Genomic DNA, 26,361 nt, shown 5'->3' on the forward strand with positions numbered 1-26,361 from the left:
TATTCCCGAGGTGCAACTATGAACCATATTCCTTTCCGCGTGAATGTCGCTCTGCTGAGCGCCGGACACTTCCTCAACGATTTCTATTGCAATTTCCTGCCCATCCTGCTGCCAGTCATCATCCCGCAGCTTGGTCTTTCGCTGACACTCAGCGGCTTATTGATCATGGTCATGTCCATCACCAGCAATCTCTTGCAGCCGGTCTTCGGCTACATCATGGACAAGCACGACTGGCGCCGGCTCTTGGTCCCCGTCCTGCCCTTCGGCGCCATCTGCATCTGCACGATAGGCTTCGTCACCAGCAAATCCATGCTGTTTTTCGTCATCGCCTTGACGGGCCTTTCCGTTTCTCTCTTCCATCCGCTCGGCTCGACCCTGGTCGCCAAGTCCAGCAGTCCGCAAAACCTCTCCAGTGACATGTCTTACTACATCGCTGGTGGCAACATCGGCTTTGCGCTGGCCCCGCTGGCCCTCGTAGCCTTCACCGCTGTCTATCCGCTGACATCACTGCCCTGGCTGATCCTCCCCAGCATACTGCTGGCTGCCATCCTGTCCCAGAGCAAACTGCAGCAGTTCTCCACCATCCCTGCCCATAGCAGCAGCCAGCGGGCCCTGCGCCTTGGCGAAGTGCTTGCCAACCGGTCGGTAATCAAGCTCAATCTCGCCATGGGCCTTCGCTGCTGGACCCATACCTCGGTGTCCACCTTCCTGCCCTTGCTGCTGATCCACGCAGGGTACAGCTCCCTGCTGTCGGGCAGCCTGCTGACTTTGTTCCTGGTCGGCTGTACTGCCGGCGGCCTCGCTGGCGGCTGGCTCGGTAAGCGCTGTTCCCATAAGTCCATCATCGTAGGCTCACTGCTGCTCGGCCTGCTGCCCACCTGGTATTTCTTCACGCACGCCGGCACAGAGCTGCTGTCCCTCGCAGCCTTGTTCTTCTCAGGCTTCTTCCTGCTCTCTCCCCAGCCCAGCTCCTTGGTCTGGGCCAACCACCTCATGCCGGCCAATGCGGGCATGGCAGCCGGCATGATGCTCGGACTTTCCTTCGGCCTTGGCAGCATCGGCACAGCCATCACCGCGGCACTGGCCGACTACATCGGCCTTTCCACCGCGCTGCTGCTGACCTCGCTGCCCCTGCTGCTCGCCGCATCCTTCGCCGCAGCAACACCAACAAAATAAAATGCCAGCAGGCTGAAGCCTGCTGGCATTTTATTTTGCACTTCCCTCACGGAAATACTGATACACATCGATGACATCCAGGAAAGCTCCGTCAAAACCTGCCTGCATGATGGTATCCAAATAGGCCGTGGGGCTTCCGTAAAGGATTGCCTGCCACTCTTTCTGCCAGTATCTGACGCGATGGCTGCCCCAATCCTCATTCACCCCAGCCAACCATGTAGGAGGCTCTGCCTGCCATTTCGGCCGCCAATAGGCACGATATGGCTCGGCCTCGCCGACACTCATATAGGCATAGACGAGACGGCGGCCGCCCTGCGGCTTGCGCTGCAGCCGCAAGACCTCTGCCGCTGTCAGCGGGCGGTCCTCGCAATACAGATCAATGATCAGCAAGTCGTAGGGTGACTGTTCCAGCCGTGCAAAGTATTCTTCCCGCGCGTAGTTCCCAGGATTCAGCAGCACCAGGAAATTGCGGACATCCCCCAGCCTCCGGATATCGCGGTCATTGATACCGGCTGGCTGTTCCTGCGGAATGGCATCAAGATTCCGCCGTGTGGATGCCCAGCTGATATAGCCGCAGCGGTCGTTTTTCTGCCTTGAAGCTGCCTTCTGTGCCTCCGTCTGCACATAATCGATGTTGAAGACTGGCAGCCCCGCCTGCAGCGGGACCTGCAGGGCCAGCTTGTAATAATCGCTGGTTTCCTTGCTTGTCTCCTCGCCATCCTTGAGGTCACTGCCGTAGAACACCGATTCCACCAGCTGCCCGTCAAGGCTCTGCAGCATCTTGCTGGCATTCTGCGGCGTATTGCCATCATACGGAAGGTATAATGGCGCTCCGCCATTAGCCAGCAGCCCGAATCCAGGCTTCCGGACCTGCACATAATCATGCAGGCTTCCCAGCAGGTCCACCATCGCCGTGTCATAAGCCACAGGCTCTGCCGCTTCGCTGCTTCCCAGCGCCGAGGATGCCGTGAGCAGCCCAAGCCCCAGAGCGATCTTGCGCAGTAACGCGCCCATTCTTCCAGCCATTGTTTTTCTCCTGTATCAGAACGTGTGATTATACATCAGGCTCATATTCCAGCCATGATAGGAATCCGTGTCATCGCCATCGATCGTGTAGGTTTCCAGCTTGGCTGCCAGTGCAGCCCGCTCATTGCAGCGATAATCATAGCCCAGCAGCACCGACTTGCTGCGGCGGCCGTTTTCCTCCGTGCCTGTCCGCCAGTTATAGCTCTGGCCATTCGTCTCGCCATACCCCAGCAGGATATAAACCGCCTGCTGCCGGTCAAACTGGTGTCGCCAGCCCAGGCCGCCATAGTAGCGCCGCATGCTGCTCGCCGTCGTCCCTTCCTGGTAACTGCCGATCAGATAATACTGCCAGGAGTCCCGTTCATCGATATCCTGATTGCCGTAGAGACGCAAAATCCAATCCTCGCCATCGTCATTGCGCCCGTCGAGAGCAATAGCCCTGTCATCCAGGACGTACTCCCTTCCCCTCTCCAAATATGAGTAGAGCTGCCTGCGATAGTACGAATGGCTGGCATTGATATGCGTCAGCTGGGCGGAGAACTGGTCGTGTTCCCCGCTGTGCCGGTACGTCAGATCCTGTCGGAACTGATTGCTGGGATCGATGCGGTCTTCTGTTTCCACATCCTGCACCCGTGACAGGTCAATCCCCCGCGCTGCGGCATAGGCACGGACAGCATCGTAACTCAGATCCGCCGCCGACAGGCTTTTTGCCACACTGCTGTGATAGCTGTAATCGCCGCGGATGATATAGCTCAGCCGCCCGGTCAGGCTGTCGCGCCCGGTGATATGCCGGGTCACCTCGATGCCCGGCGTCACCTGCCAGCCTTCGCTGAACGAATTGTACCTGGCCAGCCCATCGGCCATCATCGCATTCTGATGCACATTGGAAACGCCTGTCGGCACATTGACCGTCAGCAGATAATGCACGTCGTATTGCCTATGGTTGTTTCTCAGCACCATGCCCAGCGTGGTATCCGTCCAGCCGCGTACATGGCCTTTGCGAAGGCCTGTATCCGAATCGAGCCAGCCCGTGGACAGCGAGAAATCCCACTGCTTCTCCGCCGCATAGAAGCCGATTGGCTGATAGAGCTGGTAGCCACGCTGCCCAGCCCCGCGCCAGGTATAGTATTCGAAGCCCAGGCCAGCGCCCCATCCCTCACCGAAATGCGCCAGCGAATCATCCGCCTGCTGCTTCCACAGCTGCGTGTCCTGAAGAGCCTGGGACGCTTCTGCCACATAAGCCGCCGCTTCCTGGCTCCATTTGATGCCATCGGCCACATCCTGCTGCCGCTGCTGGATATCCGTCTGCGCGTCGTCCTGCTGCCCGGTAAGATCTGCCACCCACTGCCGCGCATCGCGCTCCGCATCCTCAGCCGCCTCGCGCGCAGCCACGAGGGCATCGAGCTGCGCATCCAGCGCATCCAGTGCGGCTTCGCTTTCATCGATGGCCGCATCCAGCTCCTGCAGCCGGGCTGCCAATGGTGCCAGCTCACCGCTGCGGTCGGCCACCATGCCCGATGCCTGCCTGGCCGCATTGACCTTGGCGATGACGTCATAGAGCCGGTTCTGTTCGTAGTTGACGCTCTGCCAGGCCTGCTCGATGATAGCTTCCAGATTTTCCTGCTGCTGCTCATACGTGCGCATCTGCTCCACTACTGCCGCATAATTCCCCTGTACCGTCTGGCGGTCTGCCAGCAGCTCGCTGACAATCGTCTGCTGCGCTGAAATGTGGGGCAGGAAATCCGCAGCTGCCCGCTGGGCAGCCAAGGCCTCCTGCGTGCGGGCAGCGCTCTCGGCTTTTGCCCGTGACAATTCCTCGGTCACCCGCTGCAAGCGGCGTTCAGCTTCATCGAGCTCCTGCCGCGACGTCGCCAGTGCCGCCGCAGCATCCCGCTCAGACTGCCTTGCCTGCTGCAGAGCAGCTTCAGCCTGCACCAAGGCATCAGCGGCTTCACGCACATTGCGTTTGGCAGCTGCGAAATCACGGATGCGGTCACGTGAATCGCGCAGGGATTGCAGGGCCTCCGGCACCTCGGTGAACGTATGGACGGAGGCCGCCTCAGCAGCCACTGCTGGCAGCAGGCCAAGCGAACCAAGCGAAACCGCCGCCGCTCCCTGCCGCAGGAATTCCTGCTGCTGCATGTGCCGGCGGCGGCTGCGCGTCATGCGCATGGCCGACTGCTCACGCAAGCGCCTGGCGGCAGCCGCCGCTTCTTTCTGAGGCTGCAAGCGTTTACGCCCCTTGCGGCTAAGCCTCATGGCTCCTCCCTCCTCTCTCGCTCCAAATCAACATACCGCTCCCCATACAAACGCATGGCCAGCCGGGTAAGCAGACCATGTGGCGGCTGATAGAAGACAGGCTGTGAGCAGAATACCAGATAGTTGATGCGGCTGGCAAAATGATCGAGCCGCCAGGCAGCGACCACAAAGCTTGCTGCCGCCGCCAGGAAAAAGGTGAACCCGTAGCTCTGCTCCCCCCACCAGCAAAGGCCCAAGACGCCCAGCACCAGATTGCTGGCCAAGAAGAACAATGACACCATGAGCACATCCTTCTGATAGTCAAAATAGATCAGCAGAATGTAGATGAGCTGCAGCAGTCCCGTAAAGAAGGCACCGAACAGCAGGACATTGAACATGTTGACCTGCTCATAGGTAATCCCCGCCCGCGACAGGATATAGCTGCCCAGCGCCAGGAACACCAGCGTGAACACCAGCTGCAGCTCTGCGGCATGCCGCAGCTCAAACCACAGGACATGCAACAGGTCCTTGCGCGCATCCTCGATCTGCCGGAAATTCCCCTTGCGCGTGATATGCGAGAAATAGACTGCATAACGCTGGTAAAAATTCGTCTCCACTGACACGACAAACACCATCATGAGCGGCAGGACTGACAGCAGCGCATAGAAGGTGACCACATCATAGACCGGCGAATAGCGGAAGGTTCCCGCCACTTCGACACCCCAAGGGCCAAACCAGATCAGGATATTGGGCAGGAACAGTCCGGCCGCATAGCTGGCAGCGATCACGAACAGCCGCCAATGGCGCTCGAAATACGGCAAGAACGCAAAGTTCATGCCATCTTCCGGCAAGCCAAAGCAGGCAGCGATGTGCCACAGGAACAACAGGACACAAAGGGCCATGCCCATATCGACGGCCAGCAGCGCAGACTGCTCGGCCGGCAGCCAGCCTGCCCCTAGCAGCTGCGCTGCCAGCATTATACTCACCACGACGCCAGCCAGATAGCTCAGCAGCAACCGCTTGTATTTCTTGATGGCTGTCAGGTATACGCTTTCCACCCAGGAAATCAGCAGCAGGGCAAAGAACAGATATGCGAGCCACTTCGTCAACGATGCCAGCGGTCTGCCCCATAAGAAAGCCAGCGCCAGAAGCCCCCCGAGGGCAGATAGCAGCGCCGCACTGCCAAACAGTGAAGCCGTGATATCCTTGTAACGTGCCAGCGACAGGGAATCAGCCAGATAGCGCGTAAGCACCATCGTGAAGCCGCTCGACAAGATCTGCGAGAAAATGAACGCATACACCACAGCCGCCACAAAGACCTGCACGGACTCCGCCGGCACGGCAAAGTGCCGGAACAGCAGCTGGACGGCCAGTACCATGCCCGTCAGCAAGGCAAAGGGCCCCGCCGTGATGATGGCCGAGTACGAATAAGCCCGGATATGACCAGCCGCCGTCCGGGCCGTAAAGAGTTTCTTCAGTTCGAAGCCGACGCCTGCCATCAGCCCTTGACCTCCTTTGCCTGCGCGTATATCCTGCGATACGCTGCCAGGAAATGTTCATACGTGTAGCCGCGCTTGACGCGCTCGTAGCCGATGCTGCCCATCTGCCGCCTGAGCGCAAAGTCACGGCCCAGCCGGACAATCTCCTTGGCCATGGCTTCAAAATCCATCGGGGCAACGATAGCCCCCGCCGCCCCGAGCGTATCCGTACTGTCGCCATAGATGAGCTCACGGCAGCAGCCGACATCCGTCGTCACAAACGGCCGATGCGCCGCCTGCCCTTCCAGCACCGCCAGCGGCTGCCCCTCACTGATGCTCGAAAGGATCATAAGATCTATCTGCGGCAGATACTTGACGATATCCACCGACCCAGTAAATGTCACATCCTCAATCCGCAGCATGGCTACGGTCTGCTGGCATAAGGCATAATATTCGGGATCTTCATCGAAGCCGCCCATGATGACCAGCCGGGCTGCGGGAATCTCCTGCTTGACGAGGAAGAAGGCCCGCAGCAGCGTGACAATATCCTTGATGGGCACAACGCGGACAACAGCTCCGAGCGTAAGCGGCCCCTCATGGGGCTGCAGTTCAGGAATCTGCGCAAAACGCTCCATATGCACGCCATTCGGCACGATGCCGATCTTTGCCGGATCGCAGCCCAGGTCGCGCTCAATCTCGGCATTGTGCTCAAACAGCGTATAGACATGATCGGCCACCCGGTAAGACAATCTGGCCAGATTGTAGAAATACTGGATCCAGACCGACTTGAAGTCGCCCTTGGCCCAATCGCTCTTGATGATCTCCACCTCGCGCTCACGCGAGTAGATGCCATGCTCCGTGATGATGAATGGCTTATGGTAGACCTCCGCTGCCATCGCACCGATCACCCCGCAGTAGCCCGTGGCGACACTGTGATAGACATCCGCTGCTGGCAAATCCTGCTGCAGCAGGAAGAACAGGGGCAGCAGCATCGAGCGCAGGGTCCAGAAGAAATCCGTGAAGGGCAGATACGGATAGTTCTCCTCGTATACCCGCTGGATCACATCGAAGAAATCGCTGCTCATGAAGATGTCCAGCGGGCTCTGGAACCGGCCGCGGTCACGGAAGATCACCGACAGCTCCTGGACGTTGATAGGCTTGCTGCCTGTCACCAGCTCGTAAAGCAGTTTCCGCTCAGCCGCGTTCAGGATATTCTCCCGCATTCCCTTTGACTTGAGGCTCAGGATATCATCGAGGAACTCCTCCTGCACGCCAACCACATTGGCCGGGAGCTTGTATTTGAAATCGCCGCGGTTCTTGGCCTCGGCCCCGATGGAGTAGATGAAGAACTCATGCTCCGGCAAGCCTTGTATAAGCATCTGGCACCAGGAAGATACACCGCCTACCACATAGGGATAGGACCCTTCCGTCAACAGGCAGATACGCATCAGTTCTCCTCCTTCCAGAATAATACCGCTTTGGCAGACTGCGTCTCAATCATATAGCAGTCCGTGCCAATGCGCGTGAACTCCGCCCCCTCCGCATGACCGATGGTCTTATCCGTATGCAGGATGAACCGCAGCGGATGACCAAAATCCCAGCAATGCAGCACCAGCCGGTCCGTGAGCCGCTGCACGCGGTAGTCCATGTCGAGATAATCATCCAGATAGGCTGCACACTCCGAATCCGTCACGGGGCGCAGCCAATCATAGCGCGCCTGCATCTCTGCCAAGAACGCCCGGAACCCCTTTTCCATCATTGCCCAGCTTTTATCCTGGCTCTCCACATAGAACATCTCATCGGGATGGACGAAATGGGAAAAACAACCGATATAGTTGATGACACTGATCTGCTCATAGATGCTCTGCCGGCTCGGCATATAGCCGGCAGAAGTGCGCGGGATATCATAGGTGCCATCCCCCTGGCGGTCAAAATCCGTGATATACGCCTTATCGGGAGCTACACCATCAAACAGGGAGGAAAAGATCCGCACCTCGGGGAACACCTGCCGTATCGCCGCCTTGCCCTCAGGGCTCAGGATATCCGATGGCGGCACATAGGCCCGGATCTCATAACCGGGATAGGCATCCTCTACATAGCGCCGAAGCTCCTGCAGCGACTCAGCCATGGCCTGCTGGCTGGGCCAGGGCTGGTAATCAAGATTCCCCTGGTTATAGCCCGCTGGTGCCAGCGACTGATGGTTATAGCCGTGGATGCCCAGCTCGCCGCCCATGTCCAGCAGCTCCCGTCCGTAGATGATGAAATCATTGCGGATACGGCTGCCAGCCGGCGGCACAAAGGGCCCCTCGACCTGATTGCCATACGACTCGATGATGAGCCCCGTATACTTCAGATTGAAATCCTTGGCTGCCTGCCGCATATACGGCCACCAACGCTGGCGATAGAAATCCTCCGTCGTCAGCTGCATTTCCGCATAGATCTTGGGATTGGTGCCCTCGGGGATCGGTGCAGGGAAATCATCGATGAAGACCAGCTTCGTCCCCAGGACGGGATAGATATCCTCCGCCCCGCAGTGGGCGATGACAGCCGTCAGCAGTCCCGCATTCGTCTTGTCGTCGCGCACACTGCCATTGTAGACCAGGTACTTCCCCTTGCCGGCCGCATGCTCCCAGAGCAGCGGCTGGCCGTCTGCCGCACTGATATGCAGCGTGGCATCGCCGCTCAACTGCGCCTCGGTGCAGACCGTATCATAGACCGTCCCCTCGCCAAAGGAAGCCCCCTGGCCGCCAAACAGGAAATCCGTCCAGAGATGGATGCCACGGACTGTCTTGCCGCCGCCCAACCGCGCAACGCCCAGCTCCGCGAGCAAGTCCTGCGGCAGACTGCCGTCTGCCGCTTCCAGCCGCATCAGAACAGCTACGGTTCCACCTGCCGCCGCATACTGGCGCACCGCTGGCAGGCAGGCCACGCGCTCGAGGCTGCCTGACGCCAACAGGACACCACGGTAGCCGCCGTCAACGGCCGTATCATCCGCATAGATGGAGGCGATGTCGCAGTCCTTCTTCTGCTGCGCCAAGATCTTTGCCAACCGATGGCGGGCAAACACGCTGCCCACATCCCGCGGGTCATAGAGGATGAGATATCTGTCCCGCGCCTGTGCCACCGCATCCCCCTGCTCCTCCATCGCTGGCAGCAGCGCCAGATTCCGCAGCGGTGACAGGTGCAGGAAGCCATCCATGCGGCTGAACTGGAAAAACACGCCCAGCACCATGACCAGGGCGAACACCAGCGCAATGCCCCGTTTATCCATTGCTGCGTACCTCCTTATCCCAAAAACGGATCACCTGCAGCGCCTTCTGCGACAACTCCAGCGGCGAAGCCTTCAGCGCCTGGATTGCCCGCTGCAGGTCCTCCGGCCTGTGCTCCGCCTGGTAAAGCTCGATATACATGAGATACGATTCTTCCCGCGCAGGGAAACGCAGCATCATCTGCTCGCAGACCTGCTCCGCCGTGCGGAAATTGCGTATATCGAGGAGCTGCCCGATCTCCTCGCAGTAATAGCCGATATTGTCCGGCCGCAGCGCCAGCAGGCGATCCAGCAAGCCGATATAGTCCCCCTGCTTCTTGCGCCAGGTCACATGATCGATGAACTCCCGCTGCGACAGGTATTCGCGCAGCATCTCCACGTATTCCTCGAGCAGCACCACATCTTCTTCCCGCTGGCCGGAAAGCACGGCACTCTCCTGCTCGAAAAGCTTCGTCTCAAGCTTTTCCATACGCGTCGTCAGCATCGATACCGCATAATAGGCAATCTCCCGGTCACGGTCATGCATGGCCATCTGCAGGATATTCTGGTTATCGACGACCGACTGCTTGATGGCCTCCGTGAAGAAATGGCGCTTCTGCTGCACATCGCTGACCAGGAAGGCGTCATTGAGCGGGATGATATCACGATCCAATTCCGTGCCGCGGAAGAACGCCTCGCCCGCATCTTCCTGCTCCGGTACCCGCTCCCGATACAGATGCAGCAGCCGGCAGCCAAGCTTGAACAGCAGCAGGATGACCAGCCCGCAGAATGGCAGGCAGAGCACCAGCACAGACTCCGCCAAGGCCCGCGGCAGGGAATGGGCCCGCCAGTCGAGCCAGAAGAACGCCGCTGTGAGCAGCAGATGGCACAGGACTGCCAACGAAAACATACTCATACTATCCCCTCATCGACCTGGGTCTGCAGCCCGCGCTTCTGTAAGCGGCGCTGGACCATCGCCGTCACCTCTTCATCTGCATCCGGCAGCAGCACATAGACGCGATCCGCCCGCAAGCCCACGAAGTCCTCATTGCGGATGGCGCCGGACAGCCGGCTGTCCAGCTCCTGGTAGTCCAGGCCTGTCATGTCCACCCGCAGCATGGCCAGCGGCAGATCTCCCTGCAGCTGGCGGCGCGCCTTGAGCTCCGCGATAATCTTGTCAAACTCCTTGGCCTGCAGGATACGGGTATTCCCCCAGTAGCGCCGCGCCTGGATTTCGCTCTCATACTGATAGGCTCGTCCCATCGACGACGATATCAGGCGCACCGTGATCGACAGCAGATTCTGCTGATGCAGGCTCCACTGCTCGAACCGCATGCCAAAGACTTCTACGACAGCAATGACCCTTCCCTGATGGATGATGGGCGCCGCCATATCTGGCGCATCCGCCGCCAGTTCCCGATTGATATAGACCGCCTTCTCGTGTAGCACGGATTGCAGATAGCGGCAATCCGCCACGCGCAAAGAGCGCGGCAGCTGGTTTGCCAGCCGCCCCAGCCGTACCTTCTGCCGCAGATACCGCTGGTCATTGCCCACCACGTAGACGGCGATGTCCCGGACATCCAGCACCTGCGCCGTGACAGCAGCCGCCTGAGTGAAGATATTCTCGGGCTCCACACTGTCAAGATTGCGGATGATCCGGTAGAGGCGTCCGATGCTGTCATCGGAATTCACGATCTGGTGGTACAGATGATTCTTGACCTCCATATTCTCATCGTATAGGCGCTTCAAGACAGCCAGCCTTTCCTCATGCTGGGCTGCCTGCCAATGGGCTGCCTCCCGTTCATACCTGCGGCTGTCAGCCACATAGCCGGTGAGTACCGCAACCAACAGATACGTGATCAGATGCAGGAGCATCGCCGGAACATAGAACAGCCCCACGAGCGTGCTGCCCTGATGCAGCATGGCGCCAAGCAGCAGCACCGACGACAGCGCCATCGCAAGCAGCGCCTGCTGCTTGCCATAGAGAAGCCCCATGGCACCGATATAGACAAAATTCATATCAAAGGGGACAATCGGATTCACCGGCTGCCCCTGCTGAAAGGCCATGACTGCCCCCATCAAGGCAAAGCCAGCCAGGTTCTCTGCCAACGGGATGGCCCGCCGCAGCCTTTGCTGCCACTGCAGCCGCCTGCCAGTGTTTGCCAGCTCCCGCTGCTGGTCAGCGGCTGCTGCCTGCACATACTGCCAGGTGAGCTGCAAGCCTTCGGCCAGCGGATATTTCGGCCGCCAGCCCAGCTCGGATGCCGCTTTCTGCTCTGCCATGCCGCCCATCGCATAATCCTCCGCAGAATCTGCATCGATTGCCAGCGGACAAGCCTTCCCCGTTGCCTGGCGCACCAGCTGCGGCAGCTCTTCCCAGCGGACTGCCTCGCCCGCTGCCAGGCTGATGGTTCCGCCCGTGTAGCGGCGGGCAACGGCCCGGTAAAGCCCATATACCGCATCCTCGCGGTATAGGAACGCCCGCTTCCCCGGCCGCCGGCTCGTCACCACCCCGCCCTGCGCCAGCGAATACAGCGCGCGGCTCAGGAAGCCATCCTGCTTGCGGCAGCCTGGGCCATAGACCTCGGGCAGCCGCACGATAGCAAAGCCGCAGCCTGTGACGTCCGCCCAGCCACGCCCCATGCGTTCCGCCATGGCAGCCACCTCGCTCAAGGGGCGCTGCCCTTCAGCCAGTGGCTCGGCCAGCGTCGACGACACCAAATACACCTGCGTGACACCAGCCTGCCAGCCAGCCTGCAGGACATGCAGGAAATCCTGCAGCGCCTTGATGCCTGGCTCGCCAGTCAGAGCCACATCAAGCGCATAGACGAGCACAGGGATATTGTGAATCTTGATGACCTCTTCGGATGCTGGCTTATCCGCCTCCCACACAAAGGTCTGCCAGCCCTCTTTCGTAAACACCTGCCGCAACTCCGTCTGCCAGAACAGTCCCTGACCGGCAAAAACGATCTTCTTGCGGATATCCTTGCGATCTGCCGCCATGCCGCGCCCCCTCTCTGCCTATCTCTATCTCTGCCGCTATGCCCTAAGCCTTTTCGCATAGACGGATCACTGTATGCTCGAGTATTTCCTCACCAGCCTGCCCCGTCTTGAGCCAATAATCGGCGTCGATGAGCTCCAGCATCGCCGCCTTGAGCACCGCCTCAGGGAACTGTGCCGCCGCCCGGCCAAGCTTTTCCGCGATGAATGGATTGAGTTCCATGGGCTTGGCCAGCGCTTTGCCGCGTATCCCCTTGGCCTGCAAGGTCTTCGCCTGCCAAAGCTGGCGCACATGACGCGTCAGCAGCGACAGGATCACCGTGAAATAAGTGCCATCAGCCAGCTGCCGCTTCAAAAGCATCAATGCTTTGCGGCTGTTGCGCTCGCTTATCGCATCCATCAGCGAGAAGACCGATACCTCCGGCAGGCCGGCAAAGACCTTGACGAGCTCTGCCTTGGTGATGCGGCGCTCCTCGGCGAACAAGGCCAGCTTATCAAACTCCCGGTCCAAGAACTCCAGGGAGATCTGCTGCATCATGCTGACCGCTCCCTGGAAATACGCGTAGGCATCGCGATCGAGCTCGCGGTTCATCGACTGCAGTTTGCCCTGCAGCCAGTCGTTGATGTTCCAGGCACGCACGGCCTCAGCCTCCAGCACCAGGCCGTATTTCTCTATCGTCTTGTATAGCTTACGCCGCTTGTCCGCCTTGTCTCCCGTCACGAAGATGACATAGCTGAACGGCGGCATATCCACCAGCGTCGCCAACAGGCGCTCCATCTTCTTGTCCTTGGCCGCCGCCTTCTTCTCCCCGTCTTGCTTGGCCTTGTCCTTGAACAGCGCCGTATTGCGGAGCAGCAGCACATTTTTGTCAGCAAAAAAAGGAGCCGTCTCGATCATGCCGATAAGATCATCTGTATCGATATCAGCCGTGATTTTCTGAACAGACTCCGCAGCATCCTGTGGATGCGAAAACAGCCCCGCCATAATCCGTTTCAGGGCCTTGTCGATATAATAATGTTCTTCGCCAGCCAGCAGGAAAAGATGACAATCCTGCTGCTGCTGGAGTTTCACCATAAACTCGCCAAATTTCACGTCATATCCGCATCTTTCTTTTCATCATAGCTTACATTCTCTCCGTATTCTAATATTATAGTAAAAGGGCATCGCTCAGACAAGCGATGCCCCAGTATTTTTTTGCGTCAAAGCTCAGACCAGCCCATGGGCCAGCATGATATCTGCTACCTTGACAAACGCCGTGATATTGGCGCCCGCCACCAGATCATCCGGGTCAGCATATTTCTCGGCATTTGCTTTCGCGCAGCGGTAGATATTGGCCATGATATCCTTGAGCTTGTTGTCCACCTCGGCAAACGTCCACTGCAGGCGCTCGGAGTTCTGCGACATCTCCAGTGCCGATACGGCAACGCCACCGGCATTGGCCGCCTTGGCCGGCGCAAACAGCACCTTGTTCTGCTGGAAGTACTCGATAGCCTCCAGCGACGACGGCATATTGGCACCCTCACCGACCGCGATGACGCCGTTGGCTACCAGAGCCTTGGCACTCTCGATATCGATCTCTCCCTGGGTCGCACAGGGCAGTGCCACATCGCATTTGACCGTCCAGACCCCCGTGCAGCCCTCATGGTACTCGGCCTGCGGATGCGCAGCGACATATTCCTTGATGCGGCCACGGCGCACCTGCTTGATCTCCTTGACCGCATCGAGGTCGATGCCATTGGGATCATAGATATAGCCGTCCGAATCGGAGCAGGTAACGACCTTGGCACCGTATTCCTGTGCCTTCTCGATGGCATAAGTCGCCACGTTGCCAGCACCAGAGACGACGAGGGTCTTGTCCTTGAGGCTGATGTTCTTGTCATCGAGCATGTTCTTGACGAAATACATCAGGCCATAGCCCGTAGCTTCCGGACGGGCGAGGCTGCCCCAATAGTCCACACGCTTGCCCGTGAGCACCGCCGCATCATAGGCATTGCAGATGCGTTTGTACTGGCCGAACAGATAGCCGATCTCACGGCCGCCTACGCCGATATCGCCAGCCGGCACATCGACATGAGGGCCGATGTGGCGATAGAGCTCCGTCATGAAGCTCTGGCAGAAATGCATGACCTCGTTGTCTGACTTGCCATGCGGATCGAAATCCGAGCCGCCCTTCGCTCCACCGATAGGAAGGCCCGTAAGTGCATTCTTGTAAACCTGCTCAAAGGCCAGGAATTTGAGGATATCGAGGTTGACACTGGGATGGAAGCGCAAGCCGCCTTTATAGGGGCCGACTGCGCTGTTCATCTGGACGCGGAAGCCGCGGTTGATATGCGTCACGCCCTTGTCATCCTGCCACGGCACCCGGAAGGAGACGACGCGCTCTGGCTCGACCATGCGCTCGAGAATCTTCTGTTCCTTGTATTCCGGATGCTTCTCCAGAACAGGTACGACAGTCTCCAAGACTTTTGAAACCGTGGTTTTGAACTGTTTCTGTTCCGGGTCACGTTTGCCAATGAGGTCCAGGGTATCCTGGACATACTGTTTCATGTCTGCCAAAGTAATCGCTCCTTTTGCCTAGATATTCTATTCTGCCAGCAAGGGTCCCGAAGTTCCCCTCCAACGCTTCTCAGTATACTATATTTCGTTTAAAATGTACATAGATTTGCATAAGAAACACTTTTGTGACAATTTGCCATCACCAGCAGCTGGCAGGCAGCTGCAAACGTAACATCTGCCGCACAGCTTACATGTTCTGCACATATTGGCGCGGGATCGTCGCCAGGAACGGGCTCTGATGCACGTAATGTCCATACCGCTGCTGGCACCAGGACACGAATAGCTGCTTGCGGGCACGCGTTATCGCCACGTAGAAAAGCCGCTCCTCCTCTGCGAGCTTGCCCGATTTCTCCGCCTGGAATCCCGGGAACGTCCCCGCCTGCATCCCCGCTAGGAACACATAATCAAACTCAGAGCCCTTGGCCTGATGCACCGTGATGATGGGGATCTGGGGCTTCTTCGTCAGCGCGTCAAGCTCGGTGTTCGAAAGCGTCGTGAAGCGCAGGAAGCGCTCGATGGCATCCAGCGGGCGGATCGATTCATCATCGAGGTCGCGCGCCTGCCGGAAAAGATCCCGCAGGTTCTCCACGCGCTGATACTCCTTGTGCTGTGTATAATACTCGCTGATGCCAGCCTCAACGACGATCTTGCCGAGAAGCTGCCAGGGACGCATATCCCCGGCCCGCTGCCGGAAGGAATCGATAAGTCCTGCCAGACCGGCGAACTTTTCCTGCCAGACGGCAAAATACTCGCGGCGCTGCGCGCTCTGCGGCCCGATATCCCTCTGCAGCGCAAACATGAGGATCTCCGCCGTTGCCTTGATATCATCGAGCGCATCATGGGAAGATTTATGGCTGACCTTGCAGTAATCTCCCAGAAACTCCAGCTTGTGGTTCGGCAGGTTCGGATAGAACCGGCGGAAGATATCCAACGTATCGTAATAGCAGATGTACGAAAGCTGCGGCAGTCCCAGCCGTGCCAAGTGGCTGCCCAGGATGCGCAGGTCATACGTCACGTTATGTCCGACGATAACAGAACCTGCGGCAAACTCGCAGAACTCCTGGAGCACCTGCGCGGGATCCTGCCCATGCTGTGCCAGCCATTCGTCGCTCATCTTATGCACGCGCACCGAGTCGCCCACGCGGCGCGTCGGCCGCAATACGCGCTGGAATTCCTGCTTGATGCTGCCATCTTTTCCCAGCCGTATGCCAGCAATCTGGATGATCTCATCGCGCGTCGTGTCCACGCCCGTCGCCTCGACATCAAAGACAACGATGTTTTCCTGCGCCAGCGCATCCTGCAGCAGCTGGAAAGGATCGCCATCGCGCCGGGCAAACGGATCGATGAAATCCGTGAGCCGGATGCCCGCCCGGCGGTACTCCGCAGACGACAGCTTGCGGATGGTCGCCGGGCCGATTCCCTCCCCGAAGCGGTTGAGGATGCGCACCAGGCTCGACACATCGTGCTTGTTGGCAATCAGGCGCAGGAAGGCCAGCACATCCTTGACCTCCTGCCGCCGGAAGAATTTCATCTCATCGATGAGCATGAAGGGCAGGCGCTGATTCTCAGGCTGCAGCCGGCCCAGTGAGCGGAAATACGCCGACAGGTCTTTGTTGTAGCGGTTGCTGCGCGTCAGGATGCAGACGCGCGCATAGTCCTGCACAGGCAGCTGCTGGATAGCATAGTAGATCCACTGCGCCTCCTCTGCCATATCCATGACACCCTTGAAAACTATCTTTTCCCCATGCTCTTGGCTCACAGCCTGCAAGCCATCGGGGTAAAGCGCCGACACACGCTCGGGGAACAATGCCTGCAAACTCGCAAACGAAGCATTCAGGAGCACCTGCGTCGATCGGTAGTTCTCGTGCAGCACAATACGGCGCGGGTGATATTCCTGCTGGTAGCTGCGCAATACCTGCTCCGGATGTGACCCGCGCCATTCGTAGATGGTCTGGAAGTAGTCGCCGCATAGCAGCAGACGGCTGCTGCCAAAGATGCTCGCGATGATTCCATATTCCAGTTCACTGGTGTCCTGCACCTCATCGATATTGATATACGAAAAGCGGCGCGCCCATTTGACAGCCACCGCCTCCTGGGCCAGCAGCTGCCCCGCATTGACGATGAGATCCGTGAAGTCCAGACCATGCAGGCCATGCAGCCGCTGGTCGTACTCAGCCGTAAGCGACGGCCCCCAGTCCTGCCAGCCGCTGAACAGCCGCGCATAATAATGGTACGAATCATCGACAGCCAGCGCCTTGACCGCCCCAGCCTCCCTCTGGATGAGCTGCGCGAGCGTCCGCCGGTAGTCCTCCGCCGCATCCTCCGAATAATACCCATAGGCCGCCCGCTTCTCCTTCAGCTGGGCGACCAGGTTCTGCACGGCCATAAGCGGCCACTCCGCCGCGAGGATATCCTTGAGCAGCCCCCGGCAGTCCGTCTCATCAAAGATCGTGAAATCAGCAAACAGGTCTGAGTGCCGCTTGGCCTCGGTCTTGATGACATCGTAGCAGAACCCATGGAAGGTGCGCACGACCACGCGGCTGCCAGCCTCGCCAGCCCGCGCCTCCACACGCTCCCGCATCTCGCGGCAGGCCTTGTTCGTGAAGGTCAGGCAGAGGATTTCCTCCGGCAGTGCCTTCTCCTTGGCCAAGATGTTGGCGATCCGGCAGGCCAGGGTATTCGTCTTGCCCGTCCCCGCCGGAGCGAGCAGCAAAATATTGGCAGACAGTTCTTCCACTGCCTGCCGCTGCTGCTCATTCAATTCCGAAAAGTCTTCCTCCATTTCGCAGCCCCCATCACTCAAGCGTTCAGGGATGACTCAAACACCTCCACACAGGACTTCTTGCGTATCGCGGCTAGCATTTCCTCATACGAAGCCGGCTGCATGCCCATGCGGACAAATTTATCGTGCATCGCAATCTCCATATCCACGGCCGCCTCGGACACTCCGGCAGCCATTGCCTGCGCTTTGAATTCTTCTGCTTGCATCATATTGTCATCCTCCAGCTAGTCATACTCTACAATAATATATTCGTCCCCTATGCGTATTTTCCCTCCCGTCAGGAAGTCTAGGACTTTCTGCCTATCCTTATTCCTCGACGTTCAGGAACTGGAGGAATCCCGTCATATCCAGCACTTCCCGCACATTGGGATTCACATGAACCAGCGTCATCTTGCCCTGCTTGCGCATGAGCTTCTCTGCCACCAGCAGCACGCGCAGCCCTGCCGAAGCGATGTATTCCAGTGCCGAAAAATCCAGTGTGAGTGCCGTGATGCCGGCAATCTCCTGCTTGACACAGGCATCAAGTTCCGGTGCTGTCGCCGCATCCAGCCGTCCTGCCAGCGCCAGCGTCAATTCCGTCCCGTTTTTTTCTTTCTTGATTTCCATGATCGATTGCTCCCTTCTCAGCCTGCTATGATTCCTGCGGCAAAAGCGTCTTGCGCAAAGCAAGGATATTCTTTCCATCTTCCCGCCGATAGCTGACCTCGTCCATGATCTTCTTGACTAAAAATATCCCCCAGCCACCGATTTCCCGGTCCTTCAGATCCACATCCGTCGCTGGATCATCACGGGCCAACGGATCGAAGGGCCGGCCTGCATCCATGAAAATAAGCTCGATTGCCGCCGGATCCTCTGTGACTTTGCCCGCGACCACGACCTGTCCGGTCTGCGGTGCATAGGCATAACTGGCGATATTGACGAAGATCTCTTCCACCGCCACCTCCAGCTGGCTCCGCTCCCTTGACGAGATTGCAGCCAAAGCCATGAACGCATCCAGCCAATCATTGAGCCTGGCAAGATTCTGTATATCCGCATCGAGGACAATCTCCTCCTGCTTCATGCCGGCTCACCCCCCTTTCCCTTATACACTATGGCCAGCATCGTGATATCAGCCATTGCCGCTGCCCTCAAGCGGACAGCCTGCACGGCCGGAAAATTTCTCGCTGCCTCCGGAGCCTCCCGTCTGCAAGCACTTTCCTGAATAGATTTCTGTGAGAAGGTGCCATTTTCCTGCTTGACGCTTCCCTATTCCGCAAACTCCCCTGCTCCGTAGGCCTCTACCCGCATTTTTTCGCCGTCGGTATGGAATACCACCGCCCCATCTTTGTCTGTGCGGTAGATCGTGACCCCTGCCGTTTCCAGCCGCTTGACGACTTCAGGGCGGGGATGGCCGAAGCTGTTATCCGCGCCCACGCAGAATACCCCCCACTTAGGTGCAACGGCCTGGAGGAAAGCCTCCGACGTGGACGTGTCTGAGCCATGATGCCCGACCTTGAGCACCGTGCTTCTGACTTTCTTCCCCTGGGCCAGCAGCTTTGTTTCATTCTCGGTCACCAAGTCGCCAGTGAACAGGAAGCTGGCCTTGCCATAGCTGACCCGATAGACGTTGGAAGCCTCGTTGCCAGCCCGGCCTTTTGCATCGAGCTGCTTGGGTGCGAAGATGACCTCGAGCTTCACACCATCGATGCAGAAGCTGGCCCCTTCCTCAGCTTCTGCCAGCGTGACTGGCGGCACCGCCGGAAGCTGCAAGCTCCTGCGATAGGCTGCAGCCCCTTCGCTGGCCGTGACGACTTTGCCCACCGGCAGTTTCCTGACGATTGCTCCCGCACCAGCGGCATGGTCTTCATGCGCATGCGTCAGGAAGATGTAATCGAGCTTGCGGACACCGTAGTGCCACAGGTAAGGGATATCCACTCGTGCACCCACGTCAAATGCCCCATCGCGCGTGCCGCCCGTATCGATCATGAAGGCGTGATGTCCCGGCGTTATCACGAGACACGCATCGCCCTGCCCCACGTCGATGAAATGCACGGTCATCTCCGCTGGCTGCATATACCGCCAGCCGGCCAACAGGCAGACAGCTGCCAGCAGGACAACCAGCAGCTGTTTCTGGCGGAGTAGCGCCGCCTGCCATCGCTGCCGCAGCTCCAGAGGCAGCAAGCAGAAGACCAGCCCGCTGTAATAAAGGCCGCTCCAGAAAGCCCCCAGCGATGGCACCCATACCTGACTGGCAGGCAGATGGGCAATGCCGCGCGTCAGCTCTGCAACAGCCCCCAGCAGCAGGCTGTCGCCCGCAAAGACCAGCTTGCCGGCCAGCGGCAGGAAAAAAGCCACGAGCCCCGCCAGCAGCGCCGCCACGATCATCCACTCCAAGATGGGCACCACGAGGAGATTGGCCAAAAGCGCCGCCAGCGACAACTGATTGAAATACCACGCCAGGATAGGCAAGGCCGCCGCCTGGGCCGCTATCGTGATGGCAAAGCTCCCGGCCAGGAACTCCGGCCATCCCCTCTGCAGCAGCCAGCCACGGATGGCCGGTGCCAGGTACAAGAGCCCGGCCGTCGCCAGGAACGAGAGCTGGAAGCTGATATGGAACAGCAGCAGCGGCGATACCACCAGCATCACCAGCCCTGTGAGCACGAGAATGCGGCCGGCTGCCTTTTCCCGCTCCAGTGACAAGGCCAGAAACGCCAGTCCGCCCATGATAGCCGAACGTATCACCGGCGGCACACAGCCCGCCAGGATGCTGTAAATGATGATCACGCCGATGACCAGCACAGCCGTCGCCTGCCGCGGCAGCCGGAAAAGCGTCCCCAGCCAAGCCATGACCGCAGCCAGCAGGCTGATATGCGATCCCGACACCGACAGGATGTGGACGATGCCTGCCGTCGTGAAATCCTCCAGCAGCTCCGGACGGATGCCCTCATAGCCCCCAAACAGCAAGGCAAAGATTGCCGCTGCATCCTCACGGGGCATGACCGCAGACATCGCCGCCCGATAATGCTCCCGGACACCAGTGATCCACCGGGCAAAGGCATAGCCAGCCTGGGGCTCGATCGTCACGCCCCGCTTGCCCGCAGCCAGCGAGGCTGTGATTCCCTGCGCCCGCAGCAGTCCCCGCGTATCCAGCTGTCCTGGATTGCGATAGCCATGCGGCGCCTTTATCTTCCCCACAGCCGTAAGCCTGTCGCCCACCTGTGCCGCTGGCACTTCCCCTTCAGCCACACGCGCATAGACATACAAGCCTCCTGAGCGGATCTGTTCATCACCAGCAAGCCTGGCTTTTGACACGTCAAGGGCATACCTGACTTTCCGCTGGCCGGTCAGATCTTCCGTGACCCGCGGCTCCTCCCGCAACGTCCCTGTGACTTTGACCTCCTGCCCCGCCAGATGAACGATATCGTTCTCTGGCAGTGTCCTGGCCGCATCAAACCGCACCCAGCCCAACAGGAAAGCCGCCAGCAGCAACGCCAGCCAGCTCCAGCGGCTGCTGCGCCATATCAGGATGCCACTGGCCCCCGCTGCTGCCAGCAGGGCAGCCATGCCCCAGCTCCCAGCCTGCCAGCCGCAAAACTTCGCCAGTGCCATCCCCGCACAGAGCATGACCAGGCAGCCTGCCAGGAACGGCTGCTGCTGCTGACCCGTTTCCATCGTGCCTCACGCCTTTCCCCGCACGCCTGTCTCAGATACAGAGCTTGTCCTTCATCTTCGCGAACTTCGCCTCACCGATCCCCCGGACCTTCTTGATGTCTTCGATGCGTTCAAAGCGTCCCTGGGTCTCGCGATATTCGATGATGCGCTTGGCCATGGCTGGGCCGACCCCCGGCAGCGAATCGAGCTCCTTTTCATCGGCCGTGTTGATGTTGACGCAGCCATTTCCGTCTTGGCTGCCGGCGGCAGTTTTCCCGTCACCAGCCTTCTTTTCGGGCACGCGCAGCTGCTGGCCGTCCTGCAGGGGCTGCGCCATATTGACGCGCTCCTGGTCTGCAGTCGGCAGCAGCCCGCCGCAGGCATTGACTGCCTCAGCAGCACGTGCGCCTTCGCGGAGCGTCACGACCCCGGGCCTGCTCACAGCACCGGTCACATATACCGTAATTGCGGCCTTCGCATCTGTCTCTTCCTGCACCTCTGCCGCATCCAAGGCCACAGCCTGCTCCTGCATATGCACACCATACATCGTCCCGCCGGCTGCCGCCAGCAGCAACACCAGCAGGATGAACATGGACTTCTTGTACATCGGCAATGCACATCCCCTCCCTTTGTCTTCCAATCCTCCTTCTACTTCTCTGCCAATGAAAAAACTCCTGCCCGCAGACAGGAGTTTCCTCGCAATATATTATGATAAGTTGTTGGCTAGATCGGTGCGCTCAGGCAATCGCCGTGCGGAAGAAGTCCTCCACGAGGCGGTCCCAGCCCATATCGTAAACGTTGCGCTCACCGAGCTCATTCTGATACTGGGCCAAAGCGATGGTCATCAAAGAATCAGCCACGTAGCCGTCATCATCCATGCCAGCTTCTACATAGCTGTCGTGCACGGTATTGACTACCTCATTGAGCCGTTCCTGCGTCATGGTGTTGATGATGTAATACATAGCCGACAAATACTCAGCAGTATCCTTACGATAGCCGGCCGGAGTCTCCTTGACCGCATCCATGATCTGACGCAGCTGGCTCAGCGCTATGAACTTTATTCTCGTAACGTACATGTCTTGAGTAAACATACATCATTCCCCCTAACGTGGATATATCATATCATACATTTACATTGAATGCAATTTGTATGCATGTATACATGTAATACTGTTAATTGAATAATATGACTTTTCTCATAACCGTGCAAGAATGACCTTGCCAGCCAGGGACAATATGCAGTAAAATAAGAAAGAATATATCATACAAAGAGTAGGGAATCATTGATTTGGGGAGGTTTACTTGATGGAAAAGATCAAGCTAAGCAAGGGACAAGTATTACATAAAAAAGGCGATAGCGTCAGCACGTTGGAAATCCTGCTGGCCGGCGCACTGACCCTGACCGACGGCGATGATGTGGAAGTCAACCTGGGCAGCGGGTCGATTGTCGGGCCAGCGTATGCACCAGCTGAGACATACCGCTTCGATTATATCGCCCGCGAGGAGTCGACGCTGATTGTCCTCGATTACGAGAGCGAGGACGACATCGTCGAGGCCGTCACTGGCACACCGGCCATCGCACCAGTCATCGCAGCGGCCAGCATGGAGGCTGCTGTGAAAATGCTCAACGCGCTGTCGTCGGCTGCCGATTCAGCGGCTGAGCTTTGCAAAGACATCAAATATAATTACAACGAATATCAATTCATGTGCGTGCAGCTCCAGCAGCAGCCTGAGAACTTCGTCTTCATCTCAGCACTGGCGGCACCTGAGCCGGCAGGAACCACAGCAGGCTGGGAAGCCGACCTCTGCCGGGCCTTCTGCGACCGGCGCGCGCTGCTGGAGAAGGAGTTCTATCCGCTCGACACGACCTTCTGCCTCGCCACTGTGATGCGTGCCGCCAGCATCGAGCGGAAGATCTGCGGACAGCTTGAGGATATGCTCAGTTTCATCAACAATACCAAGCTGATCGCCAAGCCTTTCACCGAGGCCTTCTACGCAGTGAAATCGCGTGTCGACACGAATGCCCGGAGCGACTCCGACGCCGCTCCGCTGATCCACAATGCACTGGATATGATCCTGGCCTTCTCCGGGGTCGACACCGACATTGCCGATGCCTTCCGCAAGGACATCAAGACCTACACCGAGGTTGAAGACCGCTGGGCCAAGTCCGACGAGATGCGCCGCCTGCGCATGAGCATCGCCGATGGCTTCTATCGGGTCTACGAGGCTGCGTTCTTCAAGAGCATGGAGACCTCGCTGATTCCGGCCGAGGTCCGCATGTTCTTTCTCTTCGGCTTCGTCGACGAGACGCTGGCGGGTGCCGCCAACACCGAGTATCTCTACCGCACGGCTGTAGGCTGGGAAAATGACCCCGAAGGCCAGATCCTCTGCCTCTACGATTGGCTGCAGAAAATCTACCAGGGCGAGGCCGTCCCCTCCAAGAATGAATTCGACAACGACTGGCCCGAATCGCTGCGCGAGGATGTCCGGACGGGCGTCCTGACCCAGCAGCAGGCCGATGAGCTCCTGGTCGACAACCGGGCCATGGTCAGCTTTGAGATCCGCAACATGTTCACGTCAGCCAACAAGGCCACCTACGGGCGCCTGGCTTCCTTCGTCCCGGTATTCAACGCCCAGGATGTCGTGCGGCCTCTCGAGAAGAGCATCGCTTCGCCGACACTGGTGCGTGCGGCCTTCGACAAGGTCCTTGCTGTCGACTTCGGCTGCTTCTACCGCCCGACGCTGACCTCGTTCTCCGAGTTCAAGATTCCGCACTTCGTCTACAACGCCGAGGTACGCCCCTATGTCATCCTGATGCCGAATTTCGGCAGCCGCGGCCTCATGTGGCAGGAAATCGAAGGCATGCGGCGCGTGACGCCAGCCCATATGATGCTGTCGATCTTCCACTCCGAGGATCTCGACGCCACGATCGTCCATATGTGTGCCCTGTTCCGTTGGGAAATGTGCCGCCGCATCCAGGGCGTGCGCTACGCCGATATCTCCGAGCCGTCACTTACTTCGGAGTACATGAATTATCTCCAGTTCTACCGCAAGAACGGCTATCTCTCCAGCGATATCAAGGAACGCATCAAGCTCACCCTGCAGAAGGCGCGCAACGACTATAAGACCGTCTTCGTCGCTGATTACGAGAAATATATCCAGAGCGAGGCCTACGGCATGCCCAAGCTCAACAAAATCGCCCGCGAGATTCTGTTCAAATACTGCACATTCTCGCAGCGATTCCGCGCAGAACGCGGCCACAGCCCGCAGTATCAGCCTCTCATGGACCGCTGGAACGTTGCCCACAACACCCGCACCCATAACCTTGACCTGATCCTGCGCAAGATCCAGCGCATGAATCCGGATGCTGTCCCCGCCGAGCTCCTGGGCGAGATCAAATTCGTCAATCTCTGATGACAGCAAAAGGCAGCCGCCTGAGAAAAAACTCTCAGGCGGCTGCCTTTTTATTTCCTATTATACTGATCGCTTAGATTGCGTAGAAGTTGACGAGTCTTGCATCGGAGATGCCATCCATGCCCTTGATGACTTCCATGACAGCTGCCGGGATATCATTATCGACCGTCAGCACCATAAGGCTCGTGCCTTCGATTTCGGTCTTGCCGACCTGCATGGCCGAAATATTGATGCCGTTATTGCCGAGCAAGGAACCGATCGTGCCGATGACGCCTGGGCGATTGATATGCGGGCAGACGAGGATGCGCGCATGGGGATCGACGTCGACGCGGAACTTGTTGATGCGGACGATGCGGCCCTCGCTGCCGAACAGCGTGCCCTGTACCGAAAGCTCCTTGCCAGCGACCTGTGCCTTGACCGTGATGAGATTCGTGAAGTCCTCGACTTCCTTCTCCTTGACCTCGGTGACCTTGATGCCACGCTCTTTGGCCAGACCCGGTGCATTGACGTAGTTGACCTCGTTTTCCATGATGGGGTTGAGCATCCCCTTGACGACAGCCGTCGTCAGAAGGCCCGTATTGACCTCGGTGATCTCGCCGTTGTAGATGACCTCGACCTTCTCCACCGGGCCGTCAGCCAGCGACACGACCGTGCCGCCGAGGCGCTCAGCCAGAGTCAGATACGGCGAGATGACCTTCATGACCTGCGGCGATACCGGCGCCATGTTGACGGCCGTCGCTACCGGCTCGCCCTTGAGAGCGGCCAGGATACCCTCGGAGACATCGAGCGAAACGCCGATCTGCGCCTCGACCGTCGATGCGCCAAGATGCGGCGTCAGCACGATGCCCGGTACGCCGACCAGCGGATGGTCAGCACCGACCGGCTCGCTGGTGTAGACGTCGATGGCCGCGCCGGCCACGATGCCCTGCTTGACAGCCTCGGCCAGGTCCTCCTCGACGATGATGCCGCCGCGTGCGCAGTTCACCAGACGCACGCCCTGTTTCATCTTCTTCATCTGCTCCATGCCGATCATGCCCTTGGTATCCGGCGTCAGCGGCATATGAACCGTGATGAAATCCGACTGCGTGATGACATCCTCAAAGGTCCCGATCGTCACGCCGAGTGCCTTGGCTCGCTCCTCATTGATATAGGGGTCATAGGCGATGACCTTCATATCAAAGGCCATCGCACGCTTGGCTACGCCTGCACCGATGCGGCCCATGCCGATGACGCCGAGGGTCTTGCCCCGCAGCTCAACGCCGACATACTTCTTGCGATTCCACTCGCCCTTCTGCATCGTCTCGTTGGCAACGGGGATATTGCGCGACATCGCGAGCATCATTGCCATCGTGTGCTCCGTCGCCGCAATCGTGTTGCCGCCCGGCGAATTGATAACAATGATGCCCTTGGCCGTAGCGGCCGGGATATCGATGTTATCGACGCCGACACCGGCGCGGCCGATGATCTTGAGGTTCTTGGCCCGCTCGATGACTTCTGCCGTCACCTTGGATGCCGAGCGCACCATCAGTGCATCATACGCCGGAATGATTTCGAGCAGTTCTTCTGCCGAAATCTTGTCTTTGACATCGACTTCGAATTCTTTCTGTAAAAGCTCAATACCTTTCGGGGAAATACCATCTGCAGCCAAAACCTTCATGTTCATCGCTCCTCCAATATCTTTCGGGAAAATACTTTCCTCATAGAATTCTACACAGACAGAACAAAAACCTTTCAAGAATAGAAAAAGCTCCGTCCCGATTGGGACGAAGCTGAAAGTTCCGTGGTGCCACCCAAGTGATATACGCATATATCT

At 58.5% G+C, this 26,361-nt stretch carries 19 protein-coding genes; 2 read left to right on the forward strand and 17 right to left on the reverse strand.

Annotated features, from left to right (window positions below; genetic code table 11):
- Positions 1 to 18 precede the first annotated feature (18 nt).
- Positions 19 to 1,176, forward strand: a complete 1,158-nt coding sequence (locus tag BM181_RS02580) for an MFS transporter (RefSeq protein WP_075442178.1) — start codon at positions 19 to 21, stop codon at positions 1,174 to 1,176.
- Between the two features lie 30 nt (positions 1,177 to 1,206).
- Here the strand turns inward: BM181_RS02580 and BM181_RS02585 are convergent, their stop codons facing one another.
- The 16 genes from BM181_RS02585 to BM181_RS02660 form a co-directional block, all read right to left on the reverse strand.
- Positions 1,207 to 2,202, reverse strand: a complete 996-nt coding sequence (locus tag BM181_RS02585) for an endo alpha-1,4 polygalactosaminidase (protein ID WP_082336122.1) — start codon at positions 2,200 to 2,202, stop codon at positions 1,207 to 1,209.
- 15 nt (positions 2,203 to 2,217) lie between these two features.
- Complete coding sequence (locus BM181_RS02590; protein WP_075442180.1) at positions 2,218 to 4,461, reverse strand: coiled-coil domain-containing protein; 2,244 nt, start codon at positions 4,459 to 4,461, stop codon at positions 2,218 to 2,220.
- Positions 4,458 to 5,939 (reverse strand): exopolysaccharide Pel transporter PelG, encoded by a 1,482-nt coding sequence (pelG, locus tag BM181_RS02595; protein ID WP_075442182.1) that lies wholly within the window; start codon positions 5,937 to 5,939, stop codon positions 4,458 to 4,460. The genes BM181_RS02590 and pelG overlap by 4 nt, the downstream gene beginning before the upstream one ends.
- Complete coding sequence (gene pelF, locus BM181_RS02600) at positions 5,939 to 7,366, reverse strand: GT4 family glycosyltransferase PelF (protein WP_075442184.1); 1,428 nt, start codon at positions 7,364 to 7,366, stop codon at positions 5,939 to 5,941. The genes pelG and pelF overlap by 1 nt, the downstream gene beginning before the upstream one ends.
- Positions 7,366 to 9,189, reverse strand: a complete 1,824-nt coding sequence (locus BM181_RS02605) for a DUF2194 domain-containing protein (protein WP_075442186.1) — start codon at positions 9,187 to 9,189, stop codon at positions 7,366 to 7,368. Before BM181_RS02605 ends, pelF begins: the two co-directional genes overlap by 1 nt.
- On the reverse strand, positions 9,182 to 10,081 hold the full coding sequence (locus tag BM181_RS02610) for a hypothetical protein (RefSeq protein ID WP_075442188.1): 900 nt from the start codon (positions 10,079 to 10,081) through the stop codon (positions 9,182 to 9,184). Before BM181_RS02610 ends, BM181_RS02605 begins: the two co-directional genes overlap by 8 nt.
- Positions 10,078 to 12,168, reverse strand: a complete 2,091-nt coding sequence (locus tag BM181_RS02615) for an NAD-dependent epimerase/dehydratase family protein (RefSeq protein WP_075442190.1) — start codon at positions 12,166 to 12,168, stop codon at positions 10,078 to 10,080. Before BM181_RS02615 ends, BM181_RS02610 begins: the two co-directional genes overlap by 4 nt.
- 43 nt (positions 12,169 to 12,211) lie before the next feature.
- Complete coding sequence (gene holA, locus BM181_RS02620; RefSeq protein WP_075442192.1) at positions 12,212 to 13,258, reverse strand: DNA polymerase III subunit delta; 1,047 nt, start codon at positions 13,256 to 13,258, stop codon at positions 12,212 to 12,214.
- A 114-nt stretch (positions 13,259 to 13,372) separates the two neighbouring features.
- Entirely contained in the window at positions 13,373 to 14,722 is a 1,350-nt protein-coding gene (gene gdhA / locus BM181_RS02625) for an NADP-specific glutamate dehydrogenase (RefSeq protein WP_075442194.1), read from the reverse strand.
- Positions 14,723 to 14,909: 187 nt separating this feature from the next.
- Entirely contained in the window at positions 14,910 to 17,504 is a 2,595-nt protein-coding gene (locus tag BM181_RS02630) for a 3'-5' exonuclease (protein ID WP_075442196.1), read from the reverse strand.
- A gap of 17 nt (positions 17,505 to 17,521) precedes the next feature.
- On the reverse strand, positions 17,522 to 17,713 hold the full coding sequence (locus BM181_RS02635; RefSeq protein WP_075442197.1) for a hypothetical protein: 192 nt from the start codon (positions 17,711 to 17,713) through the stop codon (positions 17,522 to 17,524).
- 97 nt (positions 17,714 to 17,810) lie between these two features.
- The gene (locus BM181_RS02640; RefSeq protein WP_075442199.1) at positions 17,811 to 18,110 is read right to left on the reverse strand and encodes an STAS domain-containing protein; all 300 of its coding nucleotides are present in this window, start codon (positions 18,108 to 18,110) and stop codon (positions 17,811 to 17,813) included.
- Between the two features lie 25 nt (positions 18,111 to 18,135).
- On the reverse strand, positions 18,136 to 18,564 hold the full coding sequence (locus BM181_RS02645) for an ATP-binding protein (RefSeq protein WP_075442201.1): 429 nt from the start codon (positions 18,562 to 18,564) through the stop codon (positions 18,136 to 18,138).
- A gap of 185 nt (positions 18,565 to 18,749) precedes the next feature.
- Positions 18,750 to 21,155, reverse strand: coding sequence for a DNA internalization-related competence protein ComEC/Rec2 (locus tag BM181_RS02650; protein ID WP_075442203.1), 2,406 nt, complete (start codon positions 21,153 to 21,155; stop codon positions 18,750 to 18,752).
- Positions 21,156 to 21,186: 31 nt separating this feature from the next.
- Positions 21,187 to 21,747 carry a ComEA family DNA-binding protein gene (locus BM181_RS02655; protein ID WP_075442205.1) on the reverse strand — a complete coding sequence of 187 codons (561 nt, stop codon included), beginning with the start codon at positions 21,745 to 21,747 and terminating at the stop codon, positions 21,187 to 21,189.
- Between the two features lie 124 nt (positions 21,748 to 21,871).
- Complete coding sequence (locus tag BM181_RS02660) at positions 21,872 to 22,225, reverse strand: hypothetical protein (protein ID WP_143092089.1); 354 nt, start codon at positions 22,223 to 22,225, stop codon at positions 21,872 to 21,874.
- A gap of 214 nt (positions 22,226 to 22,439) precedes the next feature.
- Between BM181_RS02660 and BM181_RS02665 the strand changes: the two genes are divergently transcribed.
- Entirely contained in the window at positions 22,440 to 24,548 is a 2,109-nt protein-coding gene (locus BM181_RS02665; protein ID WP_075442209.1) for a cyclic nucleotide-binding domain-containing protein, read from the forward strand.
- A 73-nt stretch (positions 24,549 to 24,621) separates the two neighbouring features.
- On the opposite strand, the gene serA is transcribed toward BM181_RS02665, so the two are convergent.
- A complete protein-coding gene (serA, locus tag BM181_RS02670; RefSeq protein ID WP_075442211.1) occupies positions 24,622 to 26,205 on the reverse strand; it encodes a phosphoglycerate dehydrogenase in 1,584 nt (527 codons plus the stop codon).
- Positions 26,206 to 26,361 lie beyond the last annotated feature (156 nt).

Origin of the sequence: Pseudoselenomonas ruminantium, assembly GCF_900113715.1 — a bacterium.
Taxonomy (GTDB): Bacteria; Bacillota; Negativicutes; order Selenomonadales; family Selenomonadaceae; genus Selenomonas_A; species Selenomonas_A caprae.